Genomic DNA, 23,689 nt, shown 5'->3' with positions numbered 1-23,689 from the left:
TTTGGATGCACCTGTTTTACCTTTTTTTTAAAAAGCGAATATATTCTCTCTATTTGTGTAATTCAAAAAAAACATCTCCTTTTTAACGATTTTTTAGGTTGGATGTCGTGCCTTTTGTGACTCCTTGTTATTTGTCTTCTTTCCGTTCCAGGTTGGGGCAAAAATTCACTCTGCGATCGAAAGTGATGCATTTTTAGTTTAGACAGCTTGTAGTTCCTTGAAATATCAGGTTTTTTTCGATTTTTCTCGCACCATAACGGTGCGACCAACTGATTGAGGGGAGTTTTGTCAGTAATGTCGGATCAGGGGCTGAATTGAGGTAGTGGGGGAGTTTGTACGTCAGTTCTTTGTGTTGGGCAGAAGATGGCTTTGGGGAGCCTTCTTCATGCGACAGAAGGAAAGGGCCTGTAAAGGCCACCCATAATAATTCAACGAGAGGATTACATGAGTAAATCCAAACAGTCTGTTGGCGAGAACGTGAACGCTAAAGCGAAGTCCAAGTTCGTGCGTTCTGCGTTGAGCGTTGCGCTTGGTATGTGTATTGCGGGTGGGGTATATGCGCAAAGCACGACGGGTTCTATTTATGGTAATGCACCGGAAGGCGCTACCGTTGTAATCAAGAGCAAAAGTGGCTTCACCCGTACTGTGACCGTAGATGAGTCCGGTCGTTATAACATCGGCTCGCTGCCGGTGGGCGATTACGTGGTAACTGCAAAGCAGGGTGACGAAACGGTTGGTATGCGCAACGTACCGGTACTTGTTGGTGCTGGTAGCGACGTATCTTTCGTAGACTCCATGTTGGAAATGGTGGAAGTTGTTGGTCAGGCTGGTCTGCCCGATATCGACGTAAGCTCCACCGACACTCGCGTAGTAATTACCGCTGAAGATCTGCAGCGTATGCCGATTGGCCGCTCCGCAGAAGATATCGCACTGCTGGCTCCGGGCGTTAATGGCGGTGCTTCAGGTTACTTCGGCGACATGGTTTCTTTCGGTGGTGCGGGTATCTCCGAAAACGCCTATTACATCAACGGCTTCCTGGCGAATGATCCGCTGTCCAACCTGGGCGGCTTTGGTCTGCCTTTTGGCGCTATCAATCAGCAGGAAACTTATACTGGCGGCTACGGAGCCAAGTACGGCCGTTCTTCTGGTGGTGTAATCAACCAGGTGGGCGCGCGTGGTGACGATGAAGTACGTTACGGTACTCAGGTTGCCTACCAGCCGAAAGCACTGCGTTCGACCGGTACCAAAGGCCATTTCCAGAATATGGAACTGCCGGAAGGTTATGGTTATACCGACCCTGAGCTTGCTGGCCAGCTCTACGAGCGTAAGGATGACGACTATGCCCTGAGCACCACCTACAGTGCTTATGTCAGCGGTCCGATTATCCAGGACAAGCTGTACGGCTTCCTGTCCTACGAAAGCGAAATCACAGACATCCAGAATTCGCCCAACGCGCTGCAAAACCCGCGTGTTGCCAATGGTGAAGAAGATACCAATAAACTCTACGCCAAGCTGGACTGGAACATCACCGACGGCCATCTCCTCGAATTCACTTATATGAGTGAAAAAGAGGACTACAGCGGCAGTTACAACGCCTACGACGTTGAGACCGGTACGCGCGGTGAGCGACTGGATGCTTCACCGAATGACGAAGGTCACGAGAGCAAGTTCTCCATCGTAAACTACACCGGCTTCCTGACCGACAACCTGACGCTGAATGCCATGTATGGCCATGGTGATTTCAGCTACTACGATAAGCCATCCGGTGACGTGACTTCTCCGTACATCACTTATGCGGGTTATCAGAATCCGGCGCTTAACGGCGGTACTCCAATCGAAGGCCTTGCCGGTGGCTACTCCCAGCGCGACGCGGAAGATACCACTGACGGTCTTCGTGTAAACCTTGAGTGGGTGCTGGGTGATCACACCCTGACGTTCGGTATCGACAATATGGAGTTCGAGGCCGTAAACGAAGGTACTGAATACATTACCGACCGCTGGGTTTACCTCATTGCTTCAGACCCGAATGCTCCGATCAGTTCCACCCTGAACGTTGCGGCTCCGGGCGGTGATGGCTACTACGCCTACCAGCTGTATTACAAAGATGCCACCAGCATGAAGCTGGAGCAGGATGCCTACTACATCGAAGACCGCTGGCAGGTTACCGATGATGTTCTGCTGTCACTTGGTCTGCGTAACGACAAGTTCACCAACTACAACAACGTAGGCAAAGCTTACCTCGAGTCTGACGACCAGTGGGCGCCGCGCCTGGGCGTATCCTGGGACGTAATGGGCGATTCTTCTCTGAAAGTATTCGCCAATGCTGGCCGCTACTACCTGGCCATGCCGAACAACGTCGCCATCCGTGGCGCCTCGGCTTCTACTTACACCCGCGATTACTACACCTACTCCGGTATTAACGCGGATGGTTCCCCGATCGTTGATGAACACCTGAGCCCGGGCCCGGTATCTTCCAACGGAGAATACGGCGATCCGGTGGATCCGAAGTCCTTCGCGCCGTCTGATCTGGAAAACATGTATCAGGATGAATACCTGGCTGGTTTCGAGAAGACCCTGGGTGAAGAGTGGAACTTTGGTGCCAAGTTCACCTTCCGCGACCTGAAATCTTCCATTGATGATGTGTGTGACCCCTATACCCTCATGGAGAAATCAGGCTTTACCCCGTACGCTTATAGCGGCGGTAAATACCTGACCGAAAATGAGGCTGGCGAACGCGCTGCGGTGGCTTACTGCTACATGTTCAACCCGGGCGGTACCAACACCATCAGCCTGCAGAGCATCGACGCAGATGGTACTCCGAATGGTCAATACCATGACGTGACCATGAGTGCTGACGACTGGGGCATGCCTGACCTGAAGCGTGAGTACACCGCGGTTGACCTGTTCCTGGAGCGCCCGTTCGACGGCAAGTGGGAAGCTCGCGTCGACTACACCTACAGCAAGCTGCAGGGTAACAACGAAGGCCAGGTTAAGTCCGAGTTTGGTCAGGATAATATCTCCAAGACCCAGGACTGGGACGTGGCGGAGATCATGGCGTTCTCCGATGGCTACCTGGCCAACGACCGTCGTCATCAGCTGAAACTCCGCGGCAGCTACGCGCTGACCGAGGAACTGATGATTGGCGCCAACATGAGCATCAAGTCTGGTATGCCGGTTAGCTGTCTGGGTCTTTACAACCCGGATGGCACCATCGACGAAGCGAGCGATGCGGCGGATCCGGTGGGTTACGGTCCTAGCTACCACACTTGCTTCGGCAGCGTGGCCGAGCCGGGTAAAGAGCGTACTCCTTGGACTCGTAACCTGGACCTGGGCTTGACCTATGTTCCGGCGATGCTTGACGACAAGCTGACCCTGAGCCTGCAGGTGTTTAACGTTCTGGACGAGCAGAAGGCTACCCAGCTGGATGTTACTTCTGAAGATGGTCCTTACACTGTGAGCAATACCTATAAAGTGCCGCTCGCATACCAGACACCGCGTTATGCAATGCTGACTGCGACCCTGAACTTCTAATAAGCCATAAACTGGCAAATACAGTTGCCTGAACGGCTCCCTTCCCAGGGGGCCTTTCTAAGCGGCTGGCGCTTACCAGGCCCCGATCATTTGATCGGGGCTTTTTTATTGGTTCTGGAAAATATGTGCAGGGTTGAATCAAACATCAATAAGGTAATGCCAGCGGGATCCGCGGGTTGATGCAGACCCTCAGCTGCGCTGGAAACAAACAGGGCGGGGGAAGTTCAGGTTCTTATTGATCGCAGAAATCAGTTGTGGAAATGCAACAGGCTTTGCCAGGTAGTCGTTCATGCCTGCACTTAGCGCCGCATTCTTTTGCTCAGTAAATGCGGCTGCGGACAGGCCAATGACTGGGATATTGCAAATTTGTCGCATTTGACGAATTTTTTGTGTGGCCTCTATGCCATCGAGGCCGGGAAGCTGTATATCCATAAAAATGATGTCAGGCTGTATTTGGAGGGCTTTTTGAAGGCCTGTATGGCCATCAGTTACGAAGCTCGCGTGAGCTCCCAGATCGTCGCAGAATGCCTGCATCAAAGCCTGGTTGACGGCGTTGTCTTCAAAAATAAGTATCTTGAGCCCTTTTCGTACAGTGCCTGTAGAAAGGGAGTCGCTGTTGTCTACGGAAAAGTGATCGTCCGACGCTCCTTGTTGCAAAGGCAATATCACTGTGAAACGTGTGCCGGTATTTTTCGTACTTTCCAGGCCTATTTTACCCCCGAGCAATTCCACCAGGCTGCGGGCTATGGGTAGTCCCAGGCCGGTACCTCGGGATTGTCCGTCATGAGACTTGTCCACTTGCTCGAAAGGCTCGAAGACAATGGCCTGCTGTTCAGGCGGAATACCAATACCATAATCCATTACATCAAGACGAAACTGGTTGTTTTCCAGCTTGTGAAACTTGAGTTCGACAACCGTATCGGTTGGAGAAAACTTTATCGCGTTGCCAATCAGGTTGATCAGGATTTGCGAAAGCTTACCCCGATCCATACGAATGAAGTCAGGCAGGCGCGGATCAATATCACAGTTGAATTTGATTTTTTTGGCGAATGCCTGAGGTTCGCAGGACACCAGAATACTCTTAAGCATTCTGCGTAAATTAAAATCCTCATCGACCGCCTCTATTTTTCCCGCCTCGATCCGGGATATATCGAGTACGTCGTTGACCAGTATCGCCAGCCCCTGGCCACTGATGGTGATCTTTTCAAGAAAATCCCGGAAGTCGTGTGGTAGTTCAATCGTTCCGCTGCGGTTGAGTAGCACCTGACTAAAGCCGACGATGGCATTGAGCGGTGTGCGAATTTCATGGCTCATATTCGTCAGGAACTGGGTTTTCGAGCGGCTGAAAAATTCGGCTCTTTCTTTTGCCTGAACCAGCTCCCGCTCCAGCGCCTTGCGCTCCGTGATATCGAGGATTACCCCGATCAGGCCACCCAGCTGGCCATCTTTTGTCTCGTAGGCTGCTTTATTAAAGATGACGTCGTGTAGTGTACCGTCGGCATAGACTACGGAAGATTCATAAACCTGATGTCCTCGCTGATGCATCAGCTCCATATCCTTCTCGTGATAAACCCGTGCCTGGGGGCCGGGAGATACGCCGTAAACTGAACGCCCAACAATTTCCTCCCGGGGTTTACCCAAAAAGGCTTCAAACGCGCGATTACATCCGCTGTAAATACCTTCTGCATCCTTGTAAAAAATAGGTGCGGGAATGGCGTCAATCAGTACCTGCAGAAATTGTAGTTGGTTGGATAGGGCGCGCTCTGTAGCTTCATGCTCGCTGAGTTGCTGCTGGTATTCCTGATTAACACTCTCGCTGTGGGCTAATTGCGCCATTAATTGGCTAGTGTGGTGTTGTTGTTTGCGATACAGCAGGTAGCTGATGACACCAACTGCGGATGTGGCCAACAGCACGCGTAAGATCGAGCCGAGCGGTAGCTTTTCTTGAGGTAACCACGTTGTAATCAACCATTCACAAATGGTCATTAAGGCTAGAATGGCAAGAGAGTTCGCGACAACATGGCGAAAGAGCGGCAACCGCGCCCCGGTTGAAAGCGTCATGATGTGATCTTTGTTAGCGTTGGTATGGGATCAAACACTACTCAAACTGTTGAGTGCCGGCAATATTTCCACTCGTGCATACCGTGGTGAAATAGCAGATACAAAAAAGCCCGCAATAATTGCGGGCTTTGGGGGCTTAGACCGATCAGGTCTTGAGCTTCTTGTACTGCATGCGGTGTGGGGTGGCATTCTCACCGTTACGCGCCACGAAATCTTCGTGGTACTCGGTGTAGTTGCCTTCGAAGAACACTACGTTGCTGTCACCCTCGTAGGCCAGGATGTGGGTCGCTACCCGGTCCAGGAACCAGCGATCGTGCGAAATTACCATCGCGCAGCCGGGGAAGCTCAGCAGGGCTTCTTCCAGGGCGCGCAGGGTTTCGATATCGAGGTCGTTGGACGGTTCGTCCAGCAACAGTACGTTGGCGCCCTGTTTCAGGGTATAGGCCAGGTGCAGGCGACCGCGCTCACCACCGGAAAGCTCGCCCACGCGCTTCTGCTGATCACTGCCCTTGAAGTTGAAACGGCCGATATAGTTGCGCGAGCCCACTTCGTAGTTGTTGATCTTCAGGATGTCCTGGCCGTCTGAGATGCATTCCCACACGGTCTTGTTGTCGTCGAGGTTTTCACGGCTCTGATCGACGCTGGCGATATGCACGGTTTCACCGATCTTGATCTCGCCGGAGTCCGGCTGTTCTTTACCGTTGATCATGCGGAACAGGGTGGATTTACCCGCACCGTTACCACCGACGATGCCGACGATGGCGCCTTTGGGCACGCGGAATGACAGATCGTCGATCAGCACGCGATCGCCGAACGCCTTGCTCACATGGTTCAGCTCGATCACATTGTCACCGAGGCGCTCGCCCGGTGGAATGTAGATTTCGTTGGTCTCGTTACGGGCCTGGAATTCCTGTGACTGCATTTCTTCCAGGCGGGACAGACGGGCCTTGTTCTTGGACTGGCGGCCTTTGGGGTTCTGGCGGGCCCATTCCAGTTCTTTCTGCATGGCCTTGGCGCGAGCCTGCTCGCCTTTCTGTTCCTGCTCCAGGCGCTTCTCTTTCTGTTCCAGCCAGGTGGTGTAGTTACCTTCCCAGGGAATACCGTGGCCGCGGTCCAGTTCCAGAATCCAGCCGGCGACGTTGTCGAGGAAGTAGCGGTCGTGGGTAATGGCTACCACGGTGCCGTCGAAGTCGTGCAGGAAGCGTTCGAGCCAGAATACGGATTCGGCGTCCAGGTGGTTGGTCGGTTCGTCGAGCAGCAGCATGTCGGGGCGGGATAGCAGCAGGCGGCACAGTGCCACACGGCGCTTTTCACCACCGGACAGGTTGTTGACGTCCGCGTCCCACGGCGGCAGGCGCAGGGCGTCGGCGGCTACTTCGAGGCGGTGTTCCAGGTTGTGGGCGTCCCAGGCCTGGATGACGTCTTCGAACTGTTGCTGTTTCTTGGCCAGGGCGTCGAAGTCGGCGTCAGGCTCGGCGTAGTCGGCGTAGACCTGTTCGAGGCCGGCGAGGGCGTCGATGGCTTCACGTACACCGTCTTCGACGTTGCCGCGCACGGTCTTGGCGGGATCCAGCTGGGGCTCCTGAGGCAGGTAGCCGACCTTGATGCCGGGCATGGCACGAGCTTCACCGTTATAGTCCTGATCGACGCCGGCCATGATGCGCAGTAGGGTGGACTTACCGGCGCCGTTCAGACCCAGTACGCCGATTTTGGCGCCGGGGAAGAAGGACAGGGAAATATCTTTCAGAATTTCGCGCTTGGGCGGAACAACTTTGCCCACGCGGTTCATTGTGTATACGTATTCAGCCATTAGAGCTCGATTCCTGTCGGTCAGAATTTGCGCGCAAGTTATCAGTTTGTTGGAAAACTTCAACCTGCTGTTGATCTGGGGAGATTGGGGCAGTCCTATTGTGGTTTTTGGGGCGATTGGTGGCGGCGCTGCTAGTGGGAAAAGGTTGCGAGACACGCCGTGAACCCATCCATGGGGGCTCTTCTAAAACATCCCTGTTTTAGAAGGTCTCGCAACCTTTCCCCACTAGCAACACCTTCGCTTCATGCTTTGTAGTTTCTGGCAAGTTCGAGGCTGACAGGCTACGAAGCTCGTCGTCGGACGTGAAGGCTGAGTGGCGGGTAAAGGTTTTCAAAAGCGTCGGCGCCATGGACGGCGCCGACGCAGCGTACAGGGACGTATTCACAGCGGTTTTGAAAACCTTTACCCGGTGCTCTGCCGCCACAGGGCCCGCTTAAGAACGAACTGCGGGGCACAGGTCCCGCGAAAACGCTTCAAATTAAAAGAGGGAAGTAATGTCACCTCACCACATCTATGTTTAACTTTGTCCCAAATAAGTAAACAGCCGGGACCCAGTATGACCCAGGACTCACCAATCATCGTCGAGCGCCAAGGCCCCATCGGCAAATTGACGCTGAATCTGCCCAAAGCCCTCAATGCCCTCAACCTGGACATGATCGACCTCATGGCCGCCCAGCTTACCGAGTGGGAACAGGACGACAGCCTCGCCTGTATCTGGATCGAAGGCGCCGGCGGCAAGGCCCTGTGCGCCGGTGGTGATGTGGTTGCGCTGCACCAGGCATCCGGCAGCTATGGCGAGCAGGGTGCCAGCCAGTTCGTGCAGGACTTCTTCACCCGCGAATACCGCCTCGACTACCGTATCCACACCTACCCCAAACCTATCATCGTCTGGGGCAGTGGTATTGTCATGGGCGGTGGCATCGGCATCATGAGTGGTGCCAGCCACCGTATCGTTACTGAAACCACCCGCATGGCCATGCCCGAAATCACCATTGGCCTGTTCCCGGACGTGGGTGGCAGCTGGTTCCTGAATCGTATGCCCGGCCGCACAGGGCTGTTCCTCGGCCTCACTGGGGCTCAATTCAATGGCACCGACGCCCTTTACTGTGGCATGGCGGATCGTCTGCTGCCTTCCTCCGGCAAGGATGACCTGTTGGCAGGGCTGGCCGAACTCGACTTCAGCGCAGACTCGGAACACAACCACGTGCTGGTGAGCAAAGCCATTCAGTCCCGTGAATTGGCGGCCAGCGATCAGCCGGCGCCGAACCTGTGCACGCACTACGACGTCATTCAGGAACTCACCGATGGTGCGACGTTACCTGAGGTATATCACGCCATCGTCAACTACAGCGGCGATGATCCGTGGTTGCAGCGTGCGGCCCGGACCCTGGCGGCGGGATGTCCGCTGACGGCCGGGGTCGTGTGGGAGCAGCTGCGTCGCGCGCGGCATATGTCGCTGGCCGATGTGTTGCGTATGGAACTGGCCCTGGCCGTCAATATGTGCGGTAACGGCCAGGTTAAGGAAGGCGTACGCGCGCTGTTGATCGATAAGGACCGCGACCCGAAATGGCAGCCGGCGGTATTGGATGACGTAACCGGGGCGCAAGTGGCCGCCTGTTTTGAGCCGCCGTGGAAAGGCGAAAGCCCACTGTCAGATCTTCGCTGAGCAGGGCAGCACAAAGACAATACAAAGACCTGAAATGGCTTGTCACAAAAAATAAGCAGCCCGGATTGAGTCGGGTAAAAACAAGAAATACGTACGGATCACGTAAGGAAGCAAGCAATGAATGAGATTAATAAAAAAATCACCTTTATCGGCCTGGGAAATATGGGCGGGCCCATGGCCGCGAACCTTGTGCGCGCCGGATTTACCGTGGTTGCCTGTGACCTGTCGGAAGCGATGCTGAGACGCGCCGTTGACCACGGCTGTCAGAGAGCGGCTTCGGCCCACGAGGCCATTGAAGGGGCGGATGTGGTGGTTTCCATGCTGCCCAATGGCGAAGCGGTGCGTTCGCTCTACCTCGGCGCGCGTGGGCTTTTGCAGGTGATGGGGCCTGAAACGCTTTTGATCGAGTGCTCCACCATTGCCGCCAGCGATGCACGCCAGATTGTCGCCGCGGCATCGCAGCGCGATATAGCCGCTCTGGATGCGCCGGTTTCCGGGGGCACGGCTGCGGCGGCCGCCGGTACGCTGTCCTTTATGTGTGGTGGTGAGGCGGAAGCATTGGAGCGCGCGCGGCCGGTACTGGCGGCGATGGGTGCTAATATCTTCCACGCTGGCCCGGCCGGTAGCGGGCAGGTGGCCAAAATCTGCAATAACATGCTGCTTGCGATCCATATGATCGGCACCGCCGAGGCCTTGCAAATGGGGGTGGACAACGGGCTGGATCCGAAAGTGCTGTCCGAGATCATGTGCGCCAGCTCCGGCGGCAACTGGTCGCTGGAGAAATACAATCCCTATCCGGGTGTGATGGAAAATGTACCGGCTTCCCATGACTATGAAGGCGGGTTTTCCGTGGCACTGATGCTGAAAGACCTGGGTCTTGCCATGGATACTGCTGCTGGCAGCGCATCTTCCACGCCGCTGGGCGCTCTTGCGAAAAACCTGTACCAGCTACACGGCGGCGACCCGGGTAACCGTCAGCTGGATTTTTCCAGTATCCAGAATCTGTTCCGCCGTCCCGCCGGCAACTGAATATCTCTTCACCAAGATTATCTTTTTAAAAAAGGTTGCGGGGCAGGCATTGCGTTGCCTCGCAAAGTTTCCTCGACTTGTTTCCGCTCTCCTTTCAACATTTTTCCTGCCTGTTTCTTTTTCCTGTTTCGCAACGCATCACTCTTTTGATTTGAATCAAGAGATGGGAGACGCGTGCTGGTTAATCTGCACCGGTCTCGATGGAACGCGATACCAATAACGCTAAAAGCCTGTCCACGAGCAGCACAGCAAGGATTTTATAATTGGAGATAATCATGAAAAAAATGGCACTTGGTATTGCACTGGCCGCTTTCGTTTCCGGTTCTGCTTTTGCTTACGATGAGGGTGATTTTATTCTGCGTAGTGGTGTTGCCACGGTGAGCCCGGATGTGAGCTCCAGTGCGCTGGGCCTTGGTGGTGCAACGCTGGATGGTACCGCTGCGGGTGTGGAAGACGGCTCCGCACTGAGCCTTATCGGGACTTATATGCTGAGTGATCGCTGGGGTGTAGAAGTGGTTGCGGCTACACCGTTCCGCCACGACCTGAAAGTATCGGGGTTGGGCGAAACCTTCGACCTGGGGGAAACCAAACACCTGCCGCCGACCGTGTTGTTGCAATACTACCCGCTGGCATCGACTTCCGCCGTGCAGCCTTACCTTGGCCTCGGTCTTAACTACACCGCCTTCTTCGACGAAAAAGTCAGCGGTGCTGCCAATGATATTTTCGCGACTCTGGGTGCCACCGGTGACGCAGAACTTTCCCTGAAAAATTCCACCGGCGTTGCCGCGGAGGCCGGCGTGGATGTCGCCTTTGGCGCGGACCAGCGCTGGCTGTTCAATCTCGCGGTGTGGTGGATGGATATCGACACCAAGGCCAAAGTCGATGTACCTGGCGTGGGCAGGGTGACTGCCAATGTAGAGCTGGACCCGCTGGTCTATACCGCCGGCTTCGGCTACCGCTTCTGAGGCACAGCGGGAGTTTTCCACGGATTCAGGGAAGTCTTCGTTGGAAGTCGTAATTAAAAGCTGCCGGCGTTTGATCGAGATCAAGCGCCGGCAGCGGTTCTGCAGGTAATTTTCCCCAATCCGCTCACCCGATCAGAATTCAGGACCAGAGGTTCTCCGCAGATGGCCATTCATTGCGATAGCGCAATTCCCACTCCACTCAAACCGGATTCACCGGGGCTCTCACAGGAACTGCTGGCCCGTTATGCCGGTCCGTGCCCGCGCTATACGTCCTATCCCACTGCGGATCGATTTGGGCCTCTCGAGGGGGCAGAACCCTGGGCTGCGCTGCAGCAGGTGAAAACCCTTTCGCTGTACGTGCATATCCCTTTTTGCCGCTCACTTTGCTACTTCTGCGCCTGCAACAAGGTCATCACCCAGCAATACGGGCTGGCATCCAGCTACCTGGAAAATGTATTGCGTGAGGCCCAGTGGTATCGCGACCGGGTCGCCAGGGCGCCGGTTATACAGTTGCACCTGGGTGGTGGTACGCCGACGTTCCTGAGCGATTCGGATCTGCAGCGCCTGGTCAATGGCCTCGGCGAAATCTTTGATCTGCGCGCGGGCGAGGATGTGGAGTACAGCGTAGAGGCGGATCCGCGCACGCTGGAGCCGGAAACCTTGGATACCCTGCGTAGCCTCGGTTTCAATCGCCTGAGCCTCGGCATTCAGGACTTCAATCCGGAAGTGCAACAGGCGGTCAACCGGGTGTGCACCGCCGAACAGGTACAGGAACTGACCGAGCGGGCACGTGACCGTGGATTTGGCTCCATTTCCTACGACCTGATTTATGGGCTGCCGGGCCAGAATGTGGAAAGCCTGGAGCGCACTGTGGATAAAGTGTTGGAGCTGGCACCGGATCGGATAGCCCTCTATCACTATGCGCATCTGCCGCACCGCTTTAAGGCCCAGCGCCTGATCGATACCGACCTGATTCCATCGCCATCTGCCAAGATAGCGATGCAGCTGGCTGCGACCCAGCGCTTGACTGAGGCAGGGTATCAATTCCTCGGTATGGACCACTTCGCGCGCCCGGACGACAGTCTGGCGCTGGCGGCGCAGGAAGGGCGCCTGGCGCGTAATTTCCAGGGCTATACCCTGATGCCGGCTGACGCACTGGTCGGTCTGGGCGCTTCCGCCATCAGCTACAGTCGCGACGGCTACTGGCAGAACCAGCACAGCCTTAAAGAGTACGCCGCCGCTATTACCGAGCGCGGTGAGGCCATCTGCCGCGGATGGCAGCTGAATGACGACGACCGCCTGCGCCAGTGGCTGATCATGGAGTTGATGTGTCACCTCAGGGTCAGTAAACAGGCGCTGGAGGCGCGCGCTGGCGTGCCGTTCGGGCAATATTTCCGTGACGATATGGCGCGGCTGCAGCCAATGTTCGACGACGGTCTGCTGCGCGACAGCGCAACTGACCTTCACGTCACTGAGCGCGGACGCTGGTTCCTGCGCAATGCCGCCGCGGCGTTCGATGCCTATCTGCACGGCGCAGAGACCAATGCGACCTATTCGCGGGTGCTTTGACGCGGACGTTCTAATTCAGAGGAAATAATTCTCTTTTTTCGGGTTTTTGACAGAGCGGGTGCTTTAAATTGGGGATGGGGATACAATCGGCCGCAGTTTTGAAGACTGGAACGCGGCGTAGATCGAAAATGAAAGAGAACTCTTCAGCAGTCAGTTGTGGCAATTGCTCGGTCAGAAGACTGTGCCTGCCCGTGGGCCTGGCTGATGAAGATATCCAGCGCCTGGAGCAGGTTACGCGTAAAAAGAAAATTCTCAAAGCGGGGGACGTACTGTTTCGCGCAGGTGATTCCTTCTCCAATCTTTATGCGATCCGCTCCGGCAGTTTCAAATCTGTGGTGATCGGCGCGGACGGCGATACCCAGGTTACTCACTTTGCCCTGCCGGGCGAATTGCTGGGCCTGGATGGCTACAGTGGCCATGCTCACCCCAGCTACGCCGAGGCACTCGAAGACAGCAGTGTGTGCGTATTGCCATTCAACCAGCTCGAAGGCCTGGCCCAGCAAGTTCCGGCACTGCAGAAACAGATTTACACTATTTTTTCCGAAGAGCTGAAGCAGGAAAACGACGTACTCCTGCTGCTCGGCAAGCGCTCGGCGGATATGCGCCTGGCGGCGCTGCTGCTGAATATTTCCAGCCGCTATGCACGTCGAGGCTACTCCGCCAGTGAGTTTGTACTGTCGATGCCGCGCACCGATATTGCCAACTATCTCGGTCTTACCGCAGAAACCGTCAGCCGCCTGATTTCCCGTTTCCAGAAACAGGGACTGATCAAGGTTCAGGGGCGCGCGGTTACCATTCTCGATTTGATTGCCCTCAGCGAACTGGCGGGCACCCACTGCAGTTACGAAAACTGATCCACAACACACCCTTCGCTCCACTGAAAAGGCTCAGTGCAGAATGGCCAGCTTATTAGCTGGCCATGGGCATAGCGATAACCTTGGTGGGTTCGGTGAGATTTTCCAGTAGGGCTTCATAAATCCGCTTGACCCCCTGGTGAAAATGCACGCTTTCTTTTTCGTCCAGCTGCAAGCCGATTTCTTCCCAGTCTGCGGCACTCAGGTACTGAGCCACTAGCGGCAGCAAAATTTCATTTTCTTTTTTCAGGTGCTGGCGCTGCAGCTCGATGTATTCCCGCGCAGCGCCAAACAGTTTTTCCCTTTCTACCGCCGCATCGTTGGCGACCGCATAAAACAGTGTGTTCATACGGCGAGTGGCCGCGGCGATCGCCTGGTGCTCCCGCAGCACGGTGTCGACCACGTCGCGTATATCGATCGGCTTGCCGAGCAGGCGCTCGAATACGAGGTCTTCCACCGGGTGGTGCCATTGATCCGGGTAAACGGAGAAGTAATCCAGGGCGTCAAGGATCAGAGTCAGCGTTGCGGGATCGCGCTCGCGCTTGCCCAGCTGTTGCAGCAGGTTCTCGAAAACATCGAGCAGTTTCTGCATGTGCTTGTGGTCATCGCAAAGCTGCCAGTAGATGCCATTCATATCGCGCTCCTTGACTGAGACTGATTATGTGCATCTACATTCTGGTGTGTTGCGAGGCAAAGCGCTTGATGTGGATCAAGCCACAGCAGAGTGGTGCTGTGGCTTGCGCCAAAAGGAGAAATACTGCGGTAAGTAAAATGGTATTTTTGGCGGGTAAAATTACAAATCAGAAGAAGTAATCTTCCAGTTCGATTTTTTCCCAGTCGTATACCTGCTGTTCGCCCTGGGCAGTAACCAGGTGCACTTTTTCCGCGGCAATACACTGGGACCAGTCGACCTTGTTCAGGTCTACCAGTTCGGAATCGTTGCCGACACGAATGATAGCGTCGTCCCAGACCTGTGTGCACTGGTTGGGAATCTCGCCTTCGATTGCCAGGGTCTTGCCCACATAGCGGCCGTAGCGTAATTGCGGCATGGAGTTCAGGAAGTATTTGCTGTCTGCGCTTTGCAGGTAGTACTTGCCGTCCTCTTCCAGCACGGTACCGCGTACGGAAATGGTTTCTGTCGGGTTGGATGCACAGGCGCCAAGTAACAGCGCGCTGAGGCCGGTTGCTACGAAAGCAACCATCGGCTTGATAGTGAGTCGCACGGTTGTGCCCCCTGATTCTTTGTTGTGATTTACATCGTCCCTTGGTGGGCGATGCTCGCAACCTTAGCAACAGAATGGTTAAAGACTGGTGACAAATATGTTGCAGTGATCAGCCCCCTGCCGCTAAGGCAGGAGGCGCAGGGCGGAAACCGGTGCAAGCGTTGTGCGATCAGCCTGCGTTTTTTAGCGGTGTATCAGATCCCTTTTCGCGGTGGCCATCTTTCAGGTGCAGCGCGACCTGCTTTTCCAATCCTTCCAGGGCGTAGGCCTGGCCGAAACCTTTTACATAGCGTCCGCCGCTGGGTTTCAGCTCAAACAGGTGGAAGTCTTCCAGGTTTTTCAGGTGGTCAATGACCGGCCCGAATTTTTCCCGCATCTGCTCAAGCCGCGTCTGCCACAGTGGCACTTCGCGACCGATCAGGCCGGCATCGACGTTGAAGGTCACCCGCAAGCGCGCAAATGCCTGCTTGGTTTCCGCCTCATCTGCATTAAATATCACAGAAGCCTTACAGTTAGCTTTCAGGTTGGCTGCATGCTCAGAAAGATCGGAGATAAACAGGTAAAAGTTGCCATCGGCGGCCAGAAACGGCGCGGTGCTGGCGTGAGGCAGCCCCTCGGGGGTGAGGCTGGCGAGGTTGAGTAGCTTGCGGGTGCCGATGAAGTCGCGCACCTCTGCCACCAGGTCGGCGCCGTCGTTGGTTTTTGGCATGGCGTTGTTTTCTGTTGGTTTGGCTTGTTGTTCGGTCATGGTCCTCTCCCCCTGTCAGGTGTTTTCGGCCGCAGCAGTGCCCAGCTGCTGCTTGAGTTGTTGGAATCGCGCCAGCTGCCCCGGGATCAATTTGCGCTCGGCATCACGACCAAGAAAAACTTTGAATACGCAGTTGCCCGCCGGGGACAGGAAGACCATGGAGTGGCTCTCTGCGCCACGGTGTGGCTTGCTGACGAAGGCAACGGCGGTTAACCCGTCTACCAGCAGGTGGCCGTGAAACGGATTCTTGTGGTGCATAAAGTTGTAGTAACCGTGGGCAATGCTGCCCTTGGGGAATTCACCCTTGAACTCGAAGACCGAGCCCTCGTTCTGCACGATCACGGTGACCTTGCCCCAGTCCGGCAATTCTTCAATCAGTTGCCAGACCGCTTCGCTGCCAGCAAGTGCGAACATGTCAGCAGGCAGACCGGTGATCACCGCTTGCACACTGCACTCCAGGCTTTTTGCCATCTGCTCCAGCGTAAGTCCGGGCTCCGCAGCGAGTAATTCCTGAACCTTATTTCCCATAAAAAATCCTAAAAATATCGTCGTTAGCACAGAGTAAGCCGGAGTAGTGGGGGCCATTGCGCAAACGATTGCCGATAAGGTTGTTTGCGCAATGGCCCCGCTGGTCCGGCGCCGTGCGTAGTACGTGTTCCAGCGCAGCACCATCGATGTGCAGGGCGTATTGACCGGGGGTGGCGCCAGTGGTGATGTCCTGGCAAACAACCTCGTCGGCAATCGTTTGCCAGAACATCCCCACTGGCGCCACGTGCGAGCTGCTGGTTTTATGCTCCGCTTGTTGTCGGTTTAAACGAGTTTAAAAGCGGTAGCTGGCGGAAAGTTTAATGTTGCGGCCGGGCATATACAGTTGCTGGAAGGCCACGCGGTATTCCTCGTCGGCGAGGTTATCCACAGCCAGGCCCAGCTTGAACCCGTTCATGCTGCCGGTCGCCGGCTCCCAGGTCACATAGGCATCCGCCAGGGTGTAACTGTCGAACTCACGGGTTTCCGTTTCCGGCAGCTGTTCCTGTGCCGAGACTACCGATGTGCGCAGGCCCGCTTTCAGGTCCCGTTGCAGGAAGTAATAACCCAGGTCCAGTACCCACTTGTCGGCGGGAATGTTGCTCAGGTAGCTGTTGTCGGTCAGGTCCCGGCCCTCGCTCTGGCCGTAGCTCAGGCCGAGTTCCAGGTCATTCAGCAGGTAATTGGCGCCCAGTTCGAAGCCCTTGATCTCCGCCTCGTCCACATTCTGGTAGGTAGTGTTCATCGGGAAGCCGAACATGGCGTGCGGGTTGACCACCAGCTGCTCGATAAAGTTATCCACCTTGTTGCGGAAGATCGCCGCGCTGGCGGTGAGCTGGTCGCTGTCACTGGCGAGGCCGTTAAACGCAAAGTCCGCACGCAGCTCGGTATTTTGCGCTTCTTCCGCATCCAGATCCGGGTTGGGGATAAACGTATTACACAGGTAACCCAGCCCCATAAAGCTGAAATCACCGTAGCAGAAGTGGGTGCCTTCGGTGTACATCTCCTCGGTGCCTGGCGCGCGGAAGGCCCTGGCGTAGCTGGCGGTAAGGTTCATCCACTCGGCGGCTTTCACGGAGGCGGCGAAGGCAGGGGATACGGCGCTGTCTTCCCGCGAGGAACCGGCCAGCTGCTGGCTCTTGGCTTCGAAGCGGTCGTAGCGCACACCCGGGCTCAGGGTCAGTACGTCCGCGAAGGTAAAGTCCGCCTGTGCATAAATACCCAGTACGTCGGTGTCGGCGTTCATATTGGCGGGACGGTTGTCGCCGTCGCGCAGGGTAATGACTTCGTCCTGGTACCAGTCCACACCGTACACCCACTGCGCGCCCAGTCTGTTGGTGGCGTTGGTAATAGCAATACCGGTGGTATTCACTTCGGTATTGTCAGTCTGACCGGCCTCGCCCTGGGTAGGGCGGAATTCATCGAACCGGGTTTCATTGCGGTAGAGAGTGAATTTGGAGGTGTGCTGGCCTTCCAGCGCCTGCACCAGGTAGTTGGCGGTCACGTTACGGTCAGTGATATCCCGTTCGATCAGCGGCGAGCTGCTGCCCACATTCGCGCTGGGGTTGGAGGGGACGTTTTCCTCGCGGTTATTGTGGCGCAACGCAATATCAAAACGCTGGTCGTCGGCGATTTGCCAGCCACCGCGGGCGAGCAGGGCGGTGTTTTCGCTGGCGCTGTTTTCCAATTCATCACCACCACCGATTTCCAGGTTGTCGTGCTCGGAAACAGAACCATTTACCAGGTAATCGAAGCGGCCGGACTGGCCGTATACCGCCGCGGTGGTTTCGGTGGAATCCCCATTGGAGCCCAATTCTTCTTTCACATAGCCGCCGATGGTCTGGCCATTGTTGAGGAGGTCATTGGCATTTTTGGTGGTTAGTGCAACAACACCGCCGATGGCGCCGGAGCCCCACAGGGTGGAAGCCGGGCCTTTTTTTACTTCTACCTGTTTCAGTAATTCCGGGTCGATCTGGTAAGTGCCGCGGTGGCCGGAATTGAAATTCTGGCGCGCACCGTCGATGGTCTGCAGCACCCGCACACCGGAAAGACCGCGGATATTCGGTGCCTGGTTTGAATAGCGCGGACCGCCTTCAATCTGGATGTTGGGTTCGTACTTCAGTGCCTGGCTAATACTTTCCGGCTGCTGCTCTTCGAGACGTATCCGGTCGACCACAATGACACTCTCATCTTTTTCCCTGGCGGCCGGGTTTCGGTCCGCAGCAACTACCACTTCCCCAAACTGAATAACCGGTGCCTCGCTGGTGGTCTGTTCCTGTGCCAGTGCATTGGCTCCACTGAGTGCAAGCATGGCCGCAGCCAGAGGCTTGATGGCGGACTTGTTGGCGGAATGACTGCGTGCGTGACGTGTATTTTGATGGCCCATAAAGGCTCCCCCTGCTTTTTAGGATTGCCTGCCGGTTGCTCGCTTCGCTGTCCGTTTTCGCGCTGTTTCTTATCGGGTGCGTTTCGGGGAAGTGTTGCGGCACTGGCAGTGGATAACTTGTACGACTGCGCCGCATCATAGGTTTTGCAAAACGTATTGTAAATACGAATAGTTATCATTTGATATTAACTTTTGAAGTTGCTAATCTCCGCGGCAGTTCATCGAACAGGTGGCTCGTACGTATTGTTGTTGCTTGTTTTTTGTTCGGATCCAAAACAACAAATACCAATGGGGAAAAATCGCCGCCGTGAAAATCCGCCTGACGGTCGCTGTTTTCTGTTCACTGGTACTGCACCTGTGGTTGCTGCGGGCAACGCCTGCGCCGGTACTTACTGCACCCGGAGGCAGCGTGGCATTGCAGTTAGGCGCGATGAAACTGATTGCGCCACGCGCGCAACAAAGTGCACAGCCGGCTCCGCCGGTTAGTCCAGTGGAGCCAGCAACAATGGTTAAGGCGGAGTTGCCGCTGCCGCAAAAACCTTCGCCGGAAGCGACGCCGAAAGTGCAGTCGATAGTGCAGCGAGAGCTGCCGGCGAAGCGCAGTCTGGAAACGAAAGTATCGGGACAGGCTACACCGGTGCCGGTGAAAAATGATCCGCAGCCAGTGAGTGCCGGACAGCCACCGGAGCCAGTGGATGCCACGGATACTTTGCCTGCAGCGTCGCCAGCGGCGAGTGAACAGCCGAGTGATCAGGCGAGCGTGAGTGAAGAGCCGGTACTGGTAGAGCGGCCCGCGTTTGCAAGCCCTCCGAGCCCTCCGGTTTACCCGGAGCTCGCTCGCCAGCGACGCCAGCAGGGCACTGTGGTGGTGGAAGTGCAGTTGGATGGTAATGGCGTGCAGCGGGTGCGCAGAGTGTTGCAGTCGTCCGGTATCGAGAGCCTGGATCAGGCTGCACTGGATGCCGTCGCGCACTGGGATTTTTTGCCATACCGGGAAAATGGCCGCGCGCGCCAGTCGCGAGTGCGCCTGCCGATCCGGTTTTCACTTTGAATTTTTCTAACCCCGAGCGGACACAAGCGTAAAAAAACTATGGTCACCAATCCCTTGAATTCGGAATTGTTCGCGCAGTTGGGGCCGATGGGCTGGCCGCTGCTGGCGGTATCGGCCATTGCGTTGGCGGTATTGGGTGAACGTCTTTGGTTGTTGCTGGCAACCGGCCACCGGGGAATCGGCAAGGCATTGCGTCGCTTGCAGTGTGCGCAGGAAGAAGAGCTGAATCAGCTGGCCGCGCACTGTGCCCGCGAGCGCGCCTTGACCAGCCGCGCTACCGCACTGCTTTTGGAGCATCGCAATGCCGCAAAGCCGCAGCGGGAAGAGGTGGCCGCAGTATGGCTGCAGGATCAGCGCCGCCAGTTGCACAGTGGCCTGCGCCTGCTGATGGTGATTGGTGTAATCAGCCCGCTGATGGGGCTGCTGGGTACGGTGCTGGGATTGATCGGTATGTTTGCGGAGCTGTCGGGGACCAATGAGCCGGTGACACCGGCGTTACTGGCCGATGGTCTCGGTATGGCGCTCAGCACAACCGCGGCCGGGTTGATCGTGGCGCTGCCAGCGATTGCCGGCGCACACCTGCTGGCGATCTGGAGTGATCGCGTGGTGGCGGACCTGGAGCACCTGTTCAACCGTGGCAACCTGTGGCTCGAAGGGCTGGACCCCTGTTGCCAGAAGCGTGATTCGTGTGCGCGAGCAGATAAACAACCACACAGCACCCAGGTGGTGAGCGCATCGTGATCAATATCAATCCACCGGACCGGCGTACTTTCTCGCTAGCGAATCTTGCGCCAGACCTTACCCCGTTACTGGACATCATTTTTATCGTCCTGGTGTTTCTGCTGCTGACCGCAAACATGCGCCTTACATCTCTACCCATGGACTTGCCGGCCAGTGAACTCGCCACTGCGGCCATGCCGGTAGATCCATTGACCGTTTCATTGTTGAACGGCGGAGACGAACGGTGGGGAATCGGAGACCGCGGTTACCAAAGCCAGCCTGAATTCGAGCGGGATCTGGTGGCCACTTTGCGCGCGGAGCCAAAGCGCCCGGTGGCGCTCGCCAGTGATCGCAATGTGCCGGTTCAACGGATGCTGGTTCTTTTCGCACTGCTGCAAAAAGAAGGAATAGAAGTGGCGGAGATTGCGTTGCAGCCCGACTCGGTGACTTCACATTAATCCCGCTGCTAAACCTAATTAATAACACTTTTCCAACGGATCGACGCATGCAACAAATCTGGAATCGAATGAAGAAAGCTCCGCTGTGGATAAGCTGCAAAAGCCTGCTGGCCGCTGGCACTCTACTGGTTGCGGGCAATGCGCTCGCGGAAACGCCAGAGCGTATCGTCAGTGCCGGCCATTCGGTCACCGAACTGGTGTTGGCGCTGGGCGCCGGAGACAGCCTGATTGCGGTGGATTCCTCTACGCGACTGCCGGCGGATTTCAGGGCGCTGCCGGTGGTGGGTTACTACCGGCAATTACCAGTGGAAGGACTGTTAGCGCAGAATCCTGAGCTACTGGTCGGCGGCGAACATATGGGGCCGCCGAATACGCTGACGCTGCTGGAAAATTCTGGCGTGAACATCCTGCAATTGCCGGAGGCGGAAAATGGCGATCAGCTGCTGGAGAACATCGGCCAGCTGGCCGGTGTGCTGGGAAAAAACGCTGATGAGATCAAGGCATCAGTGACCGGCAAACTGGCATCGCTACGCGCGGCGCGGGCCAACCTTGCCAACCCGCCGAGAATTCTGTTTGTGCGCGCTCAGCAGGGCCGTGGATTGAAAGCCGCCGGCACCGGCACCAGTCCCGACAGTCTGATCGAACTCGCAGGTGGAGTGAACGCCGTGGATTTTGCCGGCTACAAAGCGCTGTCGGATGAAGCGCTGCTGCAGCTGCGCCCGGACTGGATCCTGTTTTCCAGTGATCAGGCCGAGACCCTGAACAATGGCGCTGCGCTGCTGGAGTGGCAGCCGCTTTTGAAACTCACTCCGGCCGGTAAAAAGCAGGCGTTTCTTGCTGTAGACGGCTTTGCGCTGCTGGGTGGCCTTGGTCTCTCCAGCCTGGACGAAGCCAAAAAGCTGAATGAAAAGTTTGCTGGTAAATAGACCGGGATACGACGGGCTGCCGCCGGATGTTGGATCGTGCCCTGTAGGAGCTTGCTTGCAAGCGAACAGGGCCGGTGCCTGCTTAAAACATTCGCCTGCGAGCAGGCTCCTACGTGCACATTTTGGAACACAAGCAGTTGAGGTACCCCTGCGGTGGAATTTCGTCTGAGTGATAAAAGCCTGCTGCCGGCGCTGATTGCATTGTTGCTGGTGGGTAGCTGTGTGTCCCTGGGCGTGGGCGCGATTGCCATCGGCTGGCGCGAGGTGCTGGTCGGACTGATGGATTGGAGCTGGCCCGGATTGCTGGACAGTGATGTCCCGCAACAGCACGCACTGGTGCTCGGCGAGATCCGTCTGCCGCGCCTGCTTCTGGGGCTGATCGTCGGCGGTACCCTCGGCCTGTGTGGTGCGGTAATGCAGGGCCTGTTTCGCAACCCGCTGGCGGACCCGGGGATTATCGGCGTCAGTGCCGGTGCCGGGGTGGGTGCCGCTTTTGTACTGGTGTTTGCCAGCGGTACGGCCGCTGCCACATTGGCCGGAGGTCTGTTTCAGCAAGTGCACTGGCTGCTGCTGCCGGCGGCGGCGAGCCTCGGCGGGGCCTTCACCACCTGGCTGGTCTACCGCCTCGGCGACCGCGGTAAGTCGGTCGTGATGATGTTGCTGGCTGGCGTAGCCATTAATGCACTTGCCGGTGCGGCCATTGGGTTGCTCAATTATGTGGCAGATGATCGTGCGCTGCGGGATATCACCCTGTGGCAGATGGGCTCCCTGGGTGGCGCTACGTGGAGTGCCGTAGCGATGGCTGCGGCGGTGTTGTTGGTTGTAGCGATACCGCTGTGGCGGCGTGCTGCGGCGCTCAACGCACTGCTGCTGGGTGAGTCCGAAGCCCGTCATCTGGGGGTGGATGTGGTGCGCCTGAAACGCCTGATGATCTTGTTTACCGCACTGGCCATGGGGGCGGCAGTCTCCGTCGCGGGGATGATTGGGTTTATCGGTCTCGTGGTGCCGCATACGATTCGCCTGTTGCGCGGGCCGGACCATCGTTTCCTGCTGCCCTACAGTGTGTTGGCCGGTGGTCTGTTGCTGGTGGTGGCCGATACGGCCGCACGCACGCTGGTGAGCCCGGCGGAAATGCCCGTCGGTATCCTCACCGCATTAATGGGCGCGCCATTCTTTATCTACCTGCTGTGGCAGCAGCGCCGACAGATTTTCTGAGGAGGTACGGCGTGCTGATTCAAATCGCGGATCTCGCTATTCACTACCCCCGCGCGGCGGAGCCGCTACTGGCGGATATCAACCTTGTCTTCCATTCTGGTGAGGTGACCGCGCTGCTCGGGCCCAATGGCAGTGGCAAAACGTCGCTGTTGCGCGCGGTCAGCGGCGAGCAACCTCATTCCGGGCAGATCACTCTGTTCGGTCGCGCCCAGGCCGACTGGTATCGCAGCCAGAGTGACCAGCGCCAGCTGGCGCGCCGTTACGGCCTTTTGCCCCAGCACTCGAACCTGAGTTTTGCCTTTACCTGCCGCGAAGTGGTGCAGCTGGGCCTGGCGCCCGGTAGTCTGTCACGGCTGGAGCAGGGTGAGCGCATTGAGCAGTTTATGCAGCGCGCCGATGTGTGGCATCTGCGTGATCGCCTCTTTCCAAGTCTCTCCGGTGGGGAAAAGCAGCGGGTGCATCTGGCGCGGGTGCTGGCGCAACTGAGTCTGGCGAATCCGGGGGAAGAGCGGGTGCTGCTGCTGGACGAGCCGACTTCCGCGCTGGATCTCAAGCATCAGCACCATGTGCTGGCACTGGCGCGGGAAATGGCCGGGGAAAATACCGCGGTAGTGGCGGTGCTGCACGATCTCAACCTGGCCGCACGCTACGCCGACCGCATGGTGATGCTGGCCCGCGGCCGCGTACAGGCCGATGGCCACCCGACCGAATTGCTGCAACCGGAGCTGGTGGAGCGTGTCTACGGGTATCGCGGCCAGTTGGTGGATATGGAGGGTTACCGCGCTTTGCTTTAATTTGGCGGGTATTGGTCGCTTTTTGCGGCAATTGGTCCGTTTCTGTCGATATTTTCACACACGCCGGCAACTTGAACGGAGCCGGACGCTGAAATGAATTTCTTTCATGTCCGGGCTTTGCGCCCCAGTCCCGTGCATGGTGTACAATGCGCCGCTTT

At 56.7% G+C, this 23,689-nt stretch carries 20 protein-coding genes; 12 read left to right on the top strand and 8 right to left on the bottom strand.

The window, feature by feature from the left end:
• The first annotated feature begins 444 nt into the window (after positions 1–444).
• On the top strand, positions 445–3,531 hold the full coding sequence (locus LC093_RS07305; RefSeq protein WP_226663678.1) for a TonB-dependent receptor: 3,087 nt from the start codon (positions 445–447) through the stop codon (positions 3,529–3,531).
• 189 nt (positions 3,532–3,720) lie between these two features.
• Here the strand turns inward: LC093_RS07305 and LC093_RS07300 are convergent, their stop codons facing one another.
• The gene (locus LC093_RS07300) at positions 3,721–5,592 is read right to left on the bottom strand and encodes an ATP-binding protein (protein WP_226663677.1); all 1,872 of its coding nucleotides are present in this window, start codon (positions 5,590–5,592) and stop codon (positions 3,721–3,723) included.
• Between the two features lie 145 nt (positions 5,593–5,737).
• Complete coding sequence (ettA, locus tag LC093_RS07295) at positions 5,738–7,402, bottom strand: energy-dependent translational throttle protein EttA (protein WP_226663675.1); 1,665 nt, start codon at positions 7,400–7,402, stop codon at positions 5,738–5,740.
• Between the two features lie 556 nt (positions 7,403–7,958).
• On the opposite strand from ettA, the gene LC093_RS07290 reads away from it, so the two are divergent.
• The 5 genes from LC093_RS07290 (at position 7,959) to fnr (ending at position 13,485) form a co-directional block, all read left to right on the top strand.
• A complete protein-coding gene (locus tag LC093_RS07290; RefSeq protein ID WP_226663672.1) occupies positions 7,959–9,068 on the top strand; it encodes an enoyl-CoA hydratase/isomerase family protein in 1,110 nt (369 codons plus the stop codon).
• A gap of 117 nt (positions 9,069–9,185) precedes the next feature.
• Positions 9,186–10,097, top strand: a complete 912-nt coding sequence (gene mmsB / locus LC093_RS07285) for a 3-hydroxyisobutyrate dehydrogenase (RefSeq protein ID WP_226663670.1) — start codon at positions 9,186–9,188, stop codon at positions 10,095–10,097.
• A gap of 275 nt (positions 10,098–10,372) precedes the next feature.
• The gene (locus tag LC093_RS07280; protein ID WP_226663669.1) at positions 10,373–11,062 is read left to right on the top strand and encodes an OmpW/AlkL family protein; all 690 of its coding nucleotides are present in this window, start codon (positions 10,373–10,375) and stop codon (positions 11,060–11,062) included.
• Between the two features lie 162 nt (positions 11,063–11,224).
• Positions 11,225–12,631, top strand: coding sequence for an oxygen-independent coproporphyrinogen III oxidase (gene hemN / locus LC093_RS07275; protein ID WP_226663666.1), 1,407 nt, complete (start codon positions 11,225–11,227; stop codon positions 12,629–12,631).
• Positions 12,632–12,705: 74 nt separating this feature from the next.
• Positions 12,706–13,485: a fumarate/nitrate reduction transcriptional regulator Fnr gene (gene fnr, locus LC093_RS07270; RefSeq protein ID WP_226663664.1), complete on the top strand. Its 780-nt coding sequence runs from the start codon at positions 12,706–12,708 to the stop codon at positions 13,483–13,485.
• Between the two features lie 55 nt (positions 13,486–13,540).
• Here fnr and LC093_RS07265 read toward each other — a convergent pair whose 3' ends face one another.
• The 6 genes from LC093_RS07265 to LC093_RS07240 form a co-directional block, all read right to left on the bottom strand.
• Positions 13,541–14,119: a hemerythrin domain-containing protein gene (locus LC093_RS07265; protein WP_226663662.1), complete on the bottom strand. Its 579-nt coding sequence runs from the start codon at positions 14,117–14,119 to the stop codon at positions 13,541–13,543.
• 166 nt (positions 14,120–14,285) lie between these two features.
• Positions 14,286–14,708 carry a hypothetical protein gene (locus tag LC093_RS07260; protein ID WP_226663660.1) on the bottom strand — a complete coding sequence of 141 codons (423 nt, stop codon included), beginning with the start codon at positions 14,706–14,708 and terminating at the stop codon, positions 14,286–14,288.
• A 169-nt stretch (positions 14,709–14,877) separates the two neighbouring features.
• Complete coding sequence (locus tag LC093_RS07255; protein ID WP_226663658.1) at positions 14,878–15,456, bottom strand: HugZ family protein; 579 nt, start codon at positions 15,454–15,456, stop codon at positions 14,878–14,880.
• Between the two features lie 15 nt (positions 15,457–15,471).
• The gene (gene hutX / locus LC093_RS07250) at positions 15,472–15,984 is read right to left on the bottom strand and encodes a heme utilization cystosolic carrier protein HutX (RefSeq protein ID WP_226663656.1); all 513 of its coding nucleotides are present in this window, start codon (positions 15,982–15,984) and stop codon (positions 15,472–15,474) included.
• Positions 15,974–16,213 carry a hypothetical protein gene (locus LC093_RS07245; RefSeq protein WP_226663654.1) on the bottom strand — a complete coding sequence of 80 codons (240 nt, stop codon included), beginning with the start codon at positions 16,211–16,213 and terminating at the stop codon, positions 15,974–15,976. Before LC093_RS07245 ends, hutX begins: the two co-directional genes overlap by 11 nt.
• A gap of 63 nt (positions 16,214–16,276) precedes the next feature.
• Complete coding sequence (locus tag LC093_RS07240) at positions 16,277–18,367, bottom strand: TonB-dependent hemoglobin/transferrin/lactoferrin family receptor (protein WP_226663652.1); 2,091 nt, start codon at positions 18,365–18,367, stop codon at positions 16,277–16,279.
• A 307-nt stretch (positions 18,368–18,674) separates the two neighbouring features.
• On the opposite strand from LC093_RS07240, the gene LC093_RS07235 reads away from it, so the two are divergent.
• From LC093_RS07235 to LC093_RS07210, 6 genes are all read left to right on the top strand, one after another.
• Entirely contained in the window at positions 18,675–19,418 is a 744-nt protein-coding gene (locus LC093_RS07235; protein WP_226663650.1) for an energy transducer TonB, read from the top strand.
• Between the two features lie 39 nt (positions 19,419–19,457).
• Positions 19,458–20,159, top strand: coding sequence for a MotA/TolQ/ExbB proton channel family protein (locus LC093_RS07230; protein ID WP_226663649.1), 702 nt, complete (start codon positions 19,458–19,460; stop codon positions 20,157–20,159).
• Positions 20,156–20,596, top strand: coding sequence for an ExbD/TolR family protein (locus tag LC093_RS07225; RefSeq protein WP_226663647.1), 441 nt, complete (start codon positions 20,156–20,158; stop codon positions 20,594–20,596). The genes LC093_RS07230 and LC093_RS07225 overlap by 4 nt, the downstream gene beginning before the upstream one ends.
• Before the next feature lie 68 nt (positions 20,597–20,664).
• Complete coding sequence (locus LC093_RS07220) at positions 20,665–21,522, top strand: heme/hemin ABC transporter substrate-binding protein (protein ID WP_226663645.1); 858 nt, start codon at positions 20,665–20,667, stop codon at positions 21,520–21,522.
• Positions 21,523–21,675: 153 nt separating this feature from the next.
• Positions 21,676–22,737 (top strand): FecCD family ABC transporter permease, encoded by a 1,062-nt coding sequence (locus tag LC093_RS07215; protein ID WP_226663642.1) that lies wholly within the window; start codon positions 21,676–21,678, stop codon positions 22,735–22,737.
• 11 nt (positions 22,738–22,748) lie between these two features.
• Entirely contained in the window at positions 22,749–23,531 is a 783-nt protein-coding gene (locus tag LC093_RS07210; protein WP_226663641.1) for a heme ABC transporter ATP-binding protein, read from the top strand.
• Positions 23,532–23,689: the final 158 nt, after the last annotated feature.

The sequence above is a fragment of the Microbulbifer aggregans genome (assembly GCF_020524005.1).
Lineage (GTDB): Bacteria > Pseudomonadota > Gammaproteobacteria > Pseudomonadales > Cellvibrionaceae > Microbulbifer > Microbulbifer aggregans_A.
This window is presented reverse-complemented; position numbering and strand designations above follow the sequence as displayed.

Excerpts from the sequence above, each read along its gene's own strand:
- hutX (WP_226663656.1), bottom strand. The coding sequence starts at position 15,984 with ATGGGAAATAAGGTTCAGGAATTACTCGCTGCGGAGCCCGGACTTACG.
- LC093_RS07230 (WP_226663649.1), top strand. The coding sequence starts at position 19,458 with ATGGTCACCAATCCCTTGAATTCGGAATTGTTCGCGCAGTTGGGGCCG.
- mmsB (WP_226663670.1), top strand. The coding sequence starts at position 9,186 with ATGAATGAGATTAATAAAAAAATCACCTTTATCGGCCTGGGAAATATG.
- LC093_RS07265 (WP_226663662.1), bottom strand. The coding sequence starts at position 14,119 with ATGAATGGCATCTACTGGCAGCTTTGCGATGACCACAAGCACATGCAG.
- ettA (WP_226663675.1), bottom strand. The coding sequence starts at position 7,402 with ATGGCTGAATACGTATACACAATGAACCGCGTGGGCAAAGTTGTTCCG.
- LC093_RS07240 (WP_226663652.1), bottom strand. The coding sequence starts at position 18,367 with ATGGGCCATCAAAATACACGTCACGCACGCAGTCATTCCGCCAACAAG.
- LC093_RS07220 (WP_226663645.1), top strand. The coding sequence starts at position 20,665 with ATGAAGAAAGCTCCGCTGTGGATAAGCTGCAAAAGCCTGCTGGCCGCT.
- LC093_RS07245 (WP_226663654.1), bottom strand. The coding sequence starts at position 16,213 with ATGTTCTGGCAAACGATTGCCGACGAGGTTGTTTGCCAGGACATCACC.
- LC093_RS07255 (WP_226663658.1), bottom strand. The coding sequence starts at position 15,456 with ATGACCGAACAACAAGCCAAACCAACAGAAAACAACGCCATGCCAAAA.
- LC093_RS07290 (WP_226663672.1), top strand. The coding sequence starts at position 7,959 with ATGACCCAGGACTCACCAATCATCGTCGAGCGCCAAGGCCCCATCGGC.
- LC093_RS07300 (WP_226663677.1), bottom strand. The coding sequence starts at position 5,592 with ATGACGCTTTCAACCGGGGCGCGGTTGCCGCTCTTTCGCCATGTTGTC.
- fnr (WP_226663664.1), top strand. The coding sequence starts at position 12,706 with ATGGGGATACAATCGGCCGCAGTTTTGAAGACTGGAACGCGGCGTAGA.
- hemN (WP_226663666.1), top strand. The coding sequence starts at position 11,225 with ATGGCCATTCATTGCGATAGCGCAATTCCCACTCCACTCAAACCGGAT.
- LC093_RS07280 (WP_226663669.1), top strand. The coding sequence starts at position 10,373 with ATGAAAAAAATGGCACTTGGTATTGCACTGGCCGCTTTCGTTTCCGGT.
- LC093_RS07305 (WP_226663678.1), top strand. The coding sequence starts at position 445 with ATGAGTAAATCCAAACAGTCTGTTGGCGAGAACGTGAACGCTAAAGCG.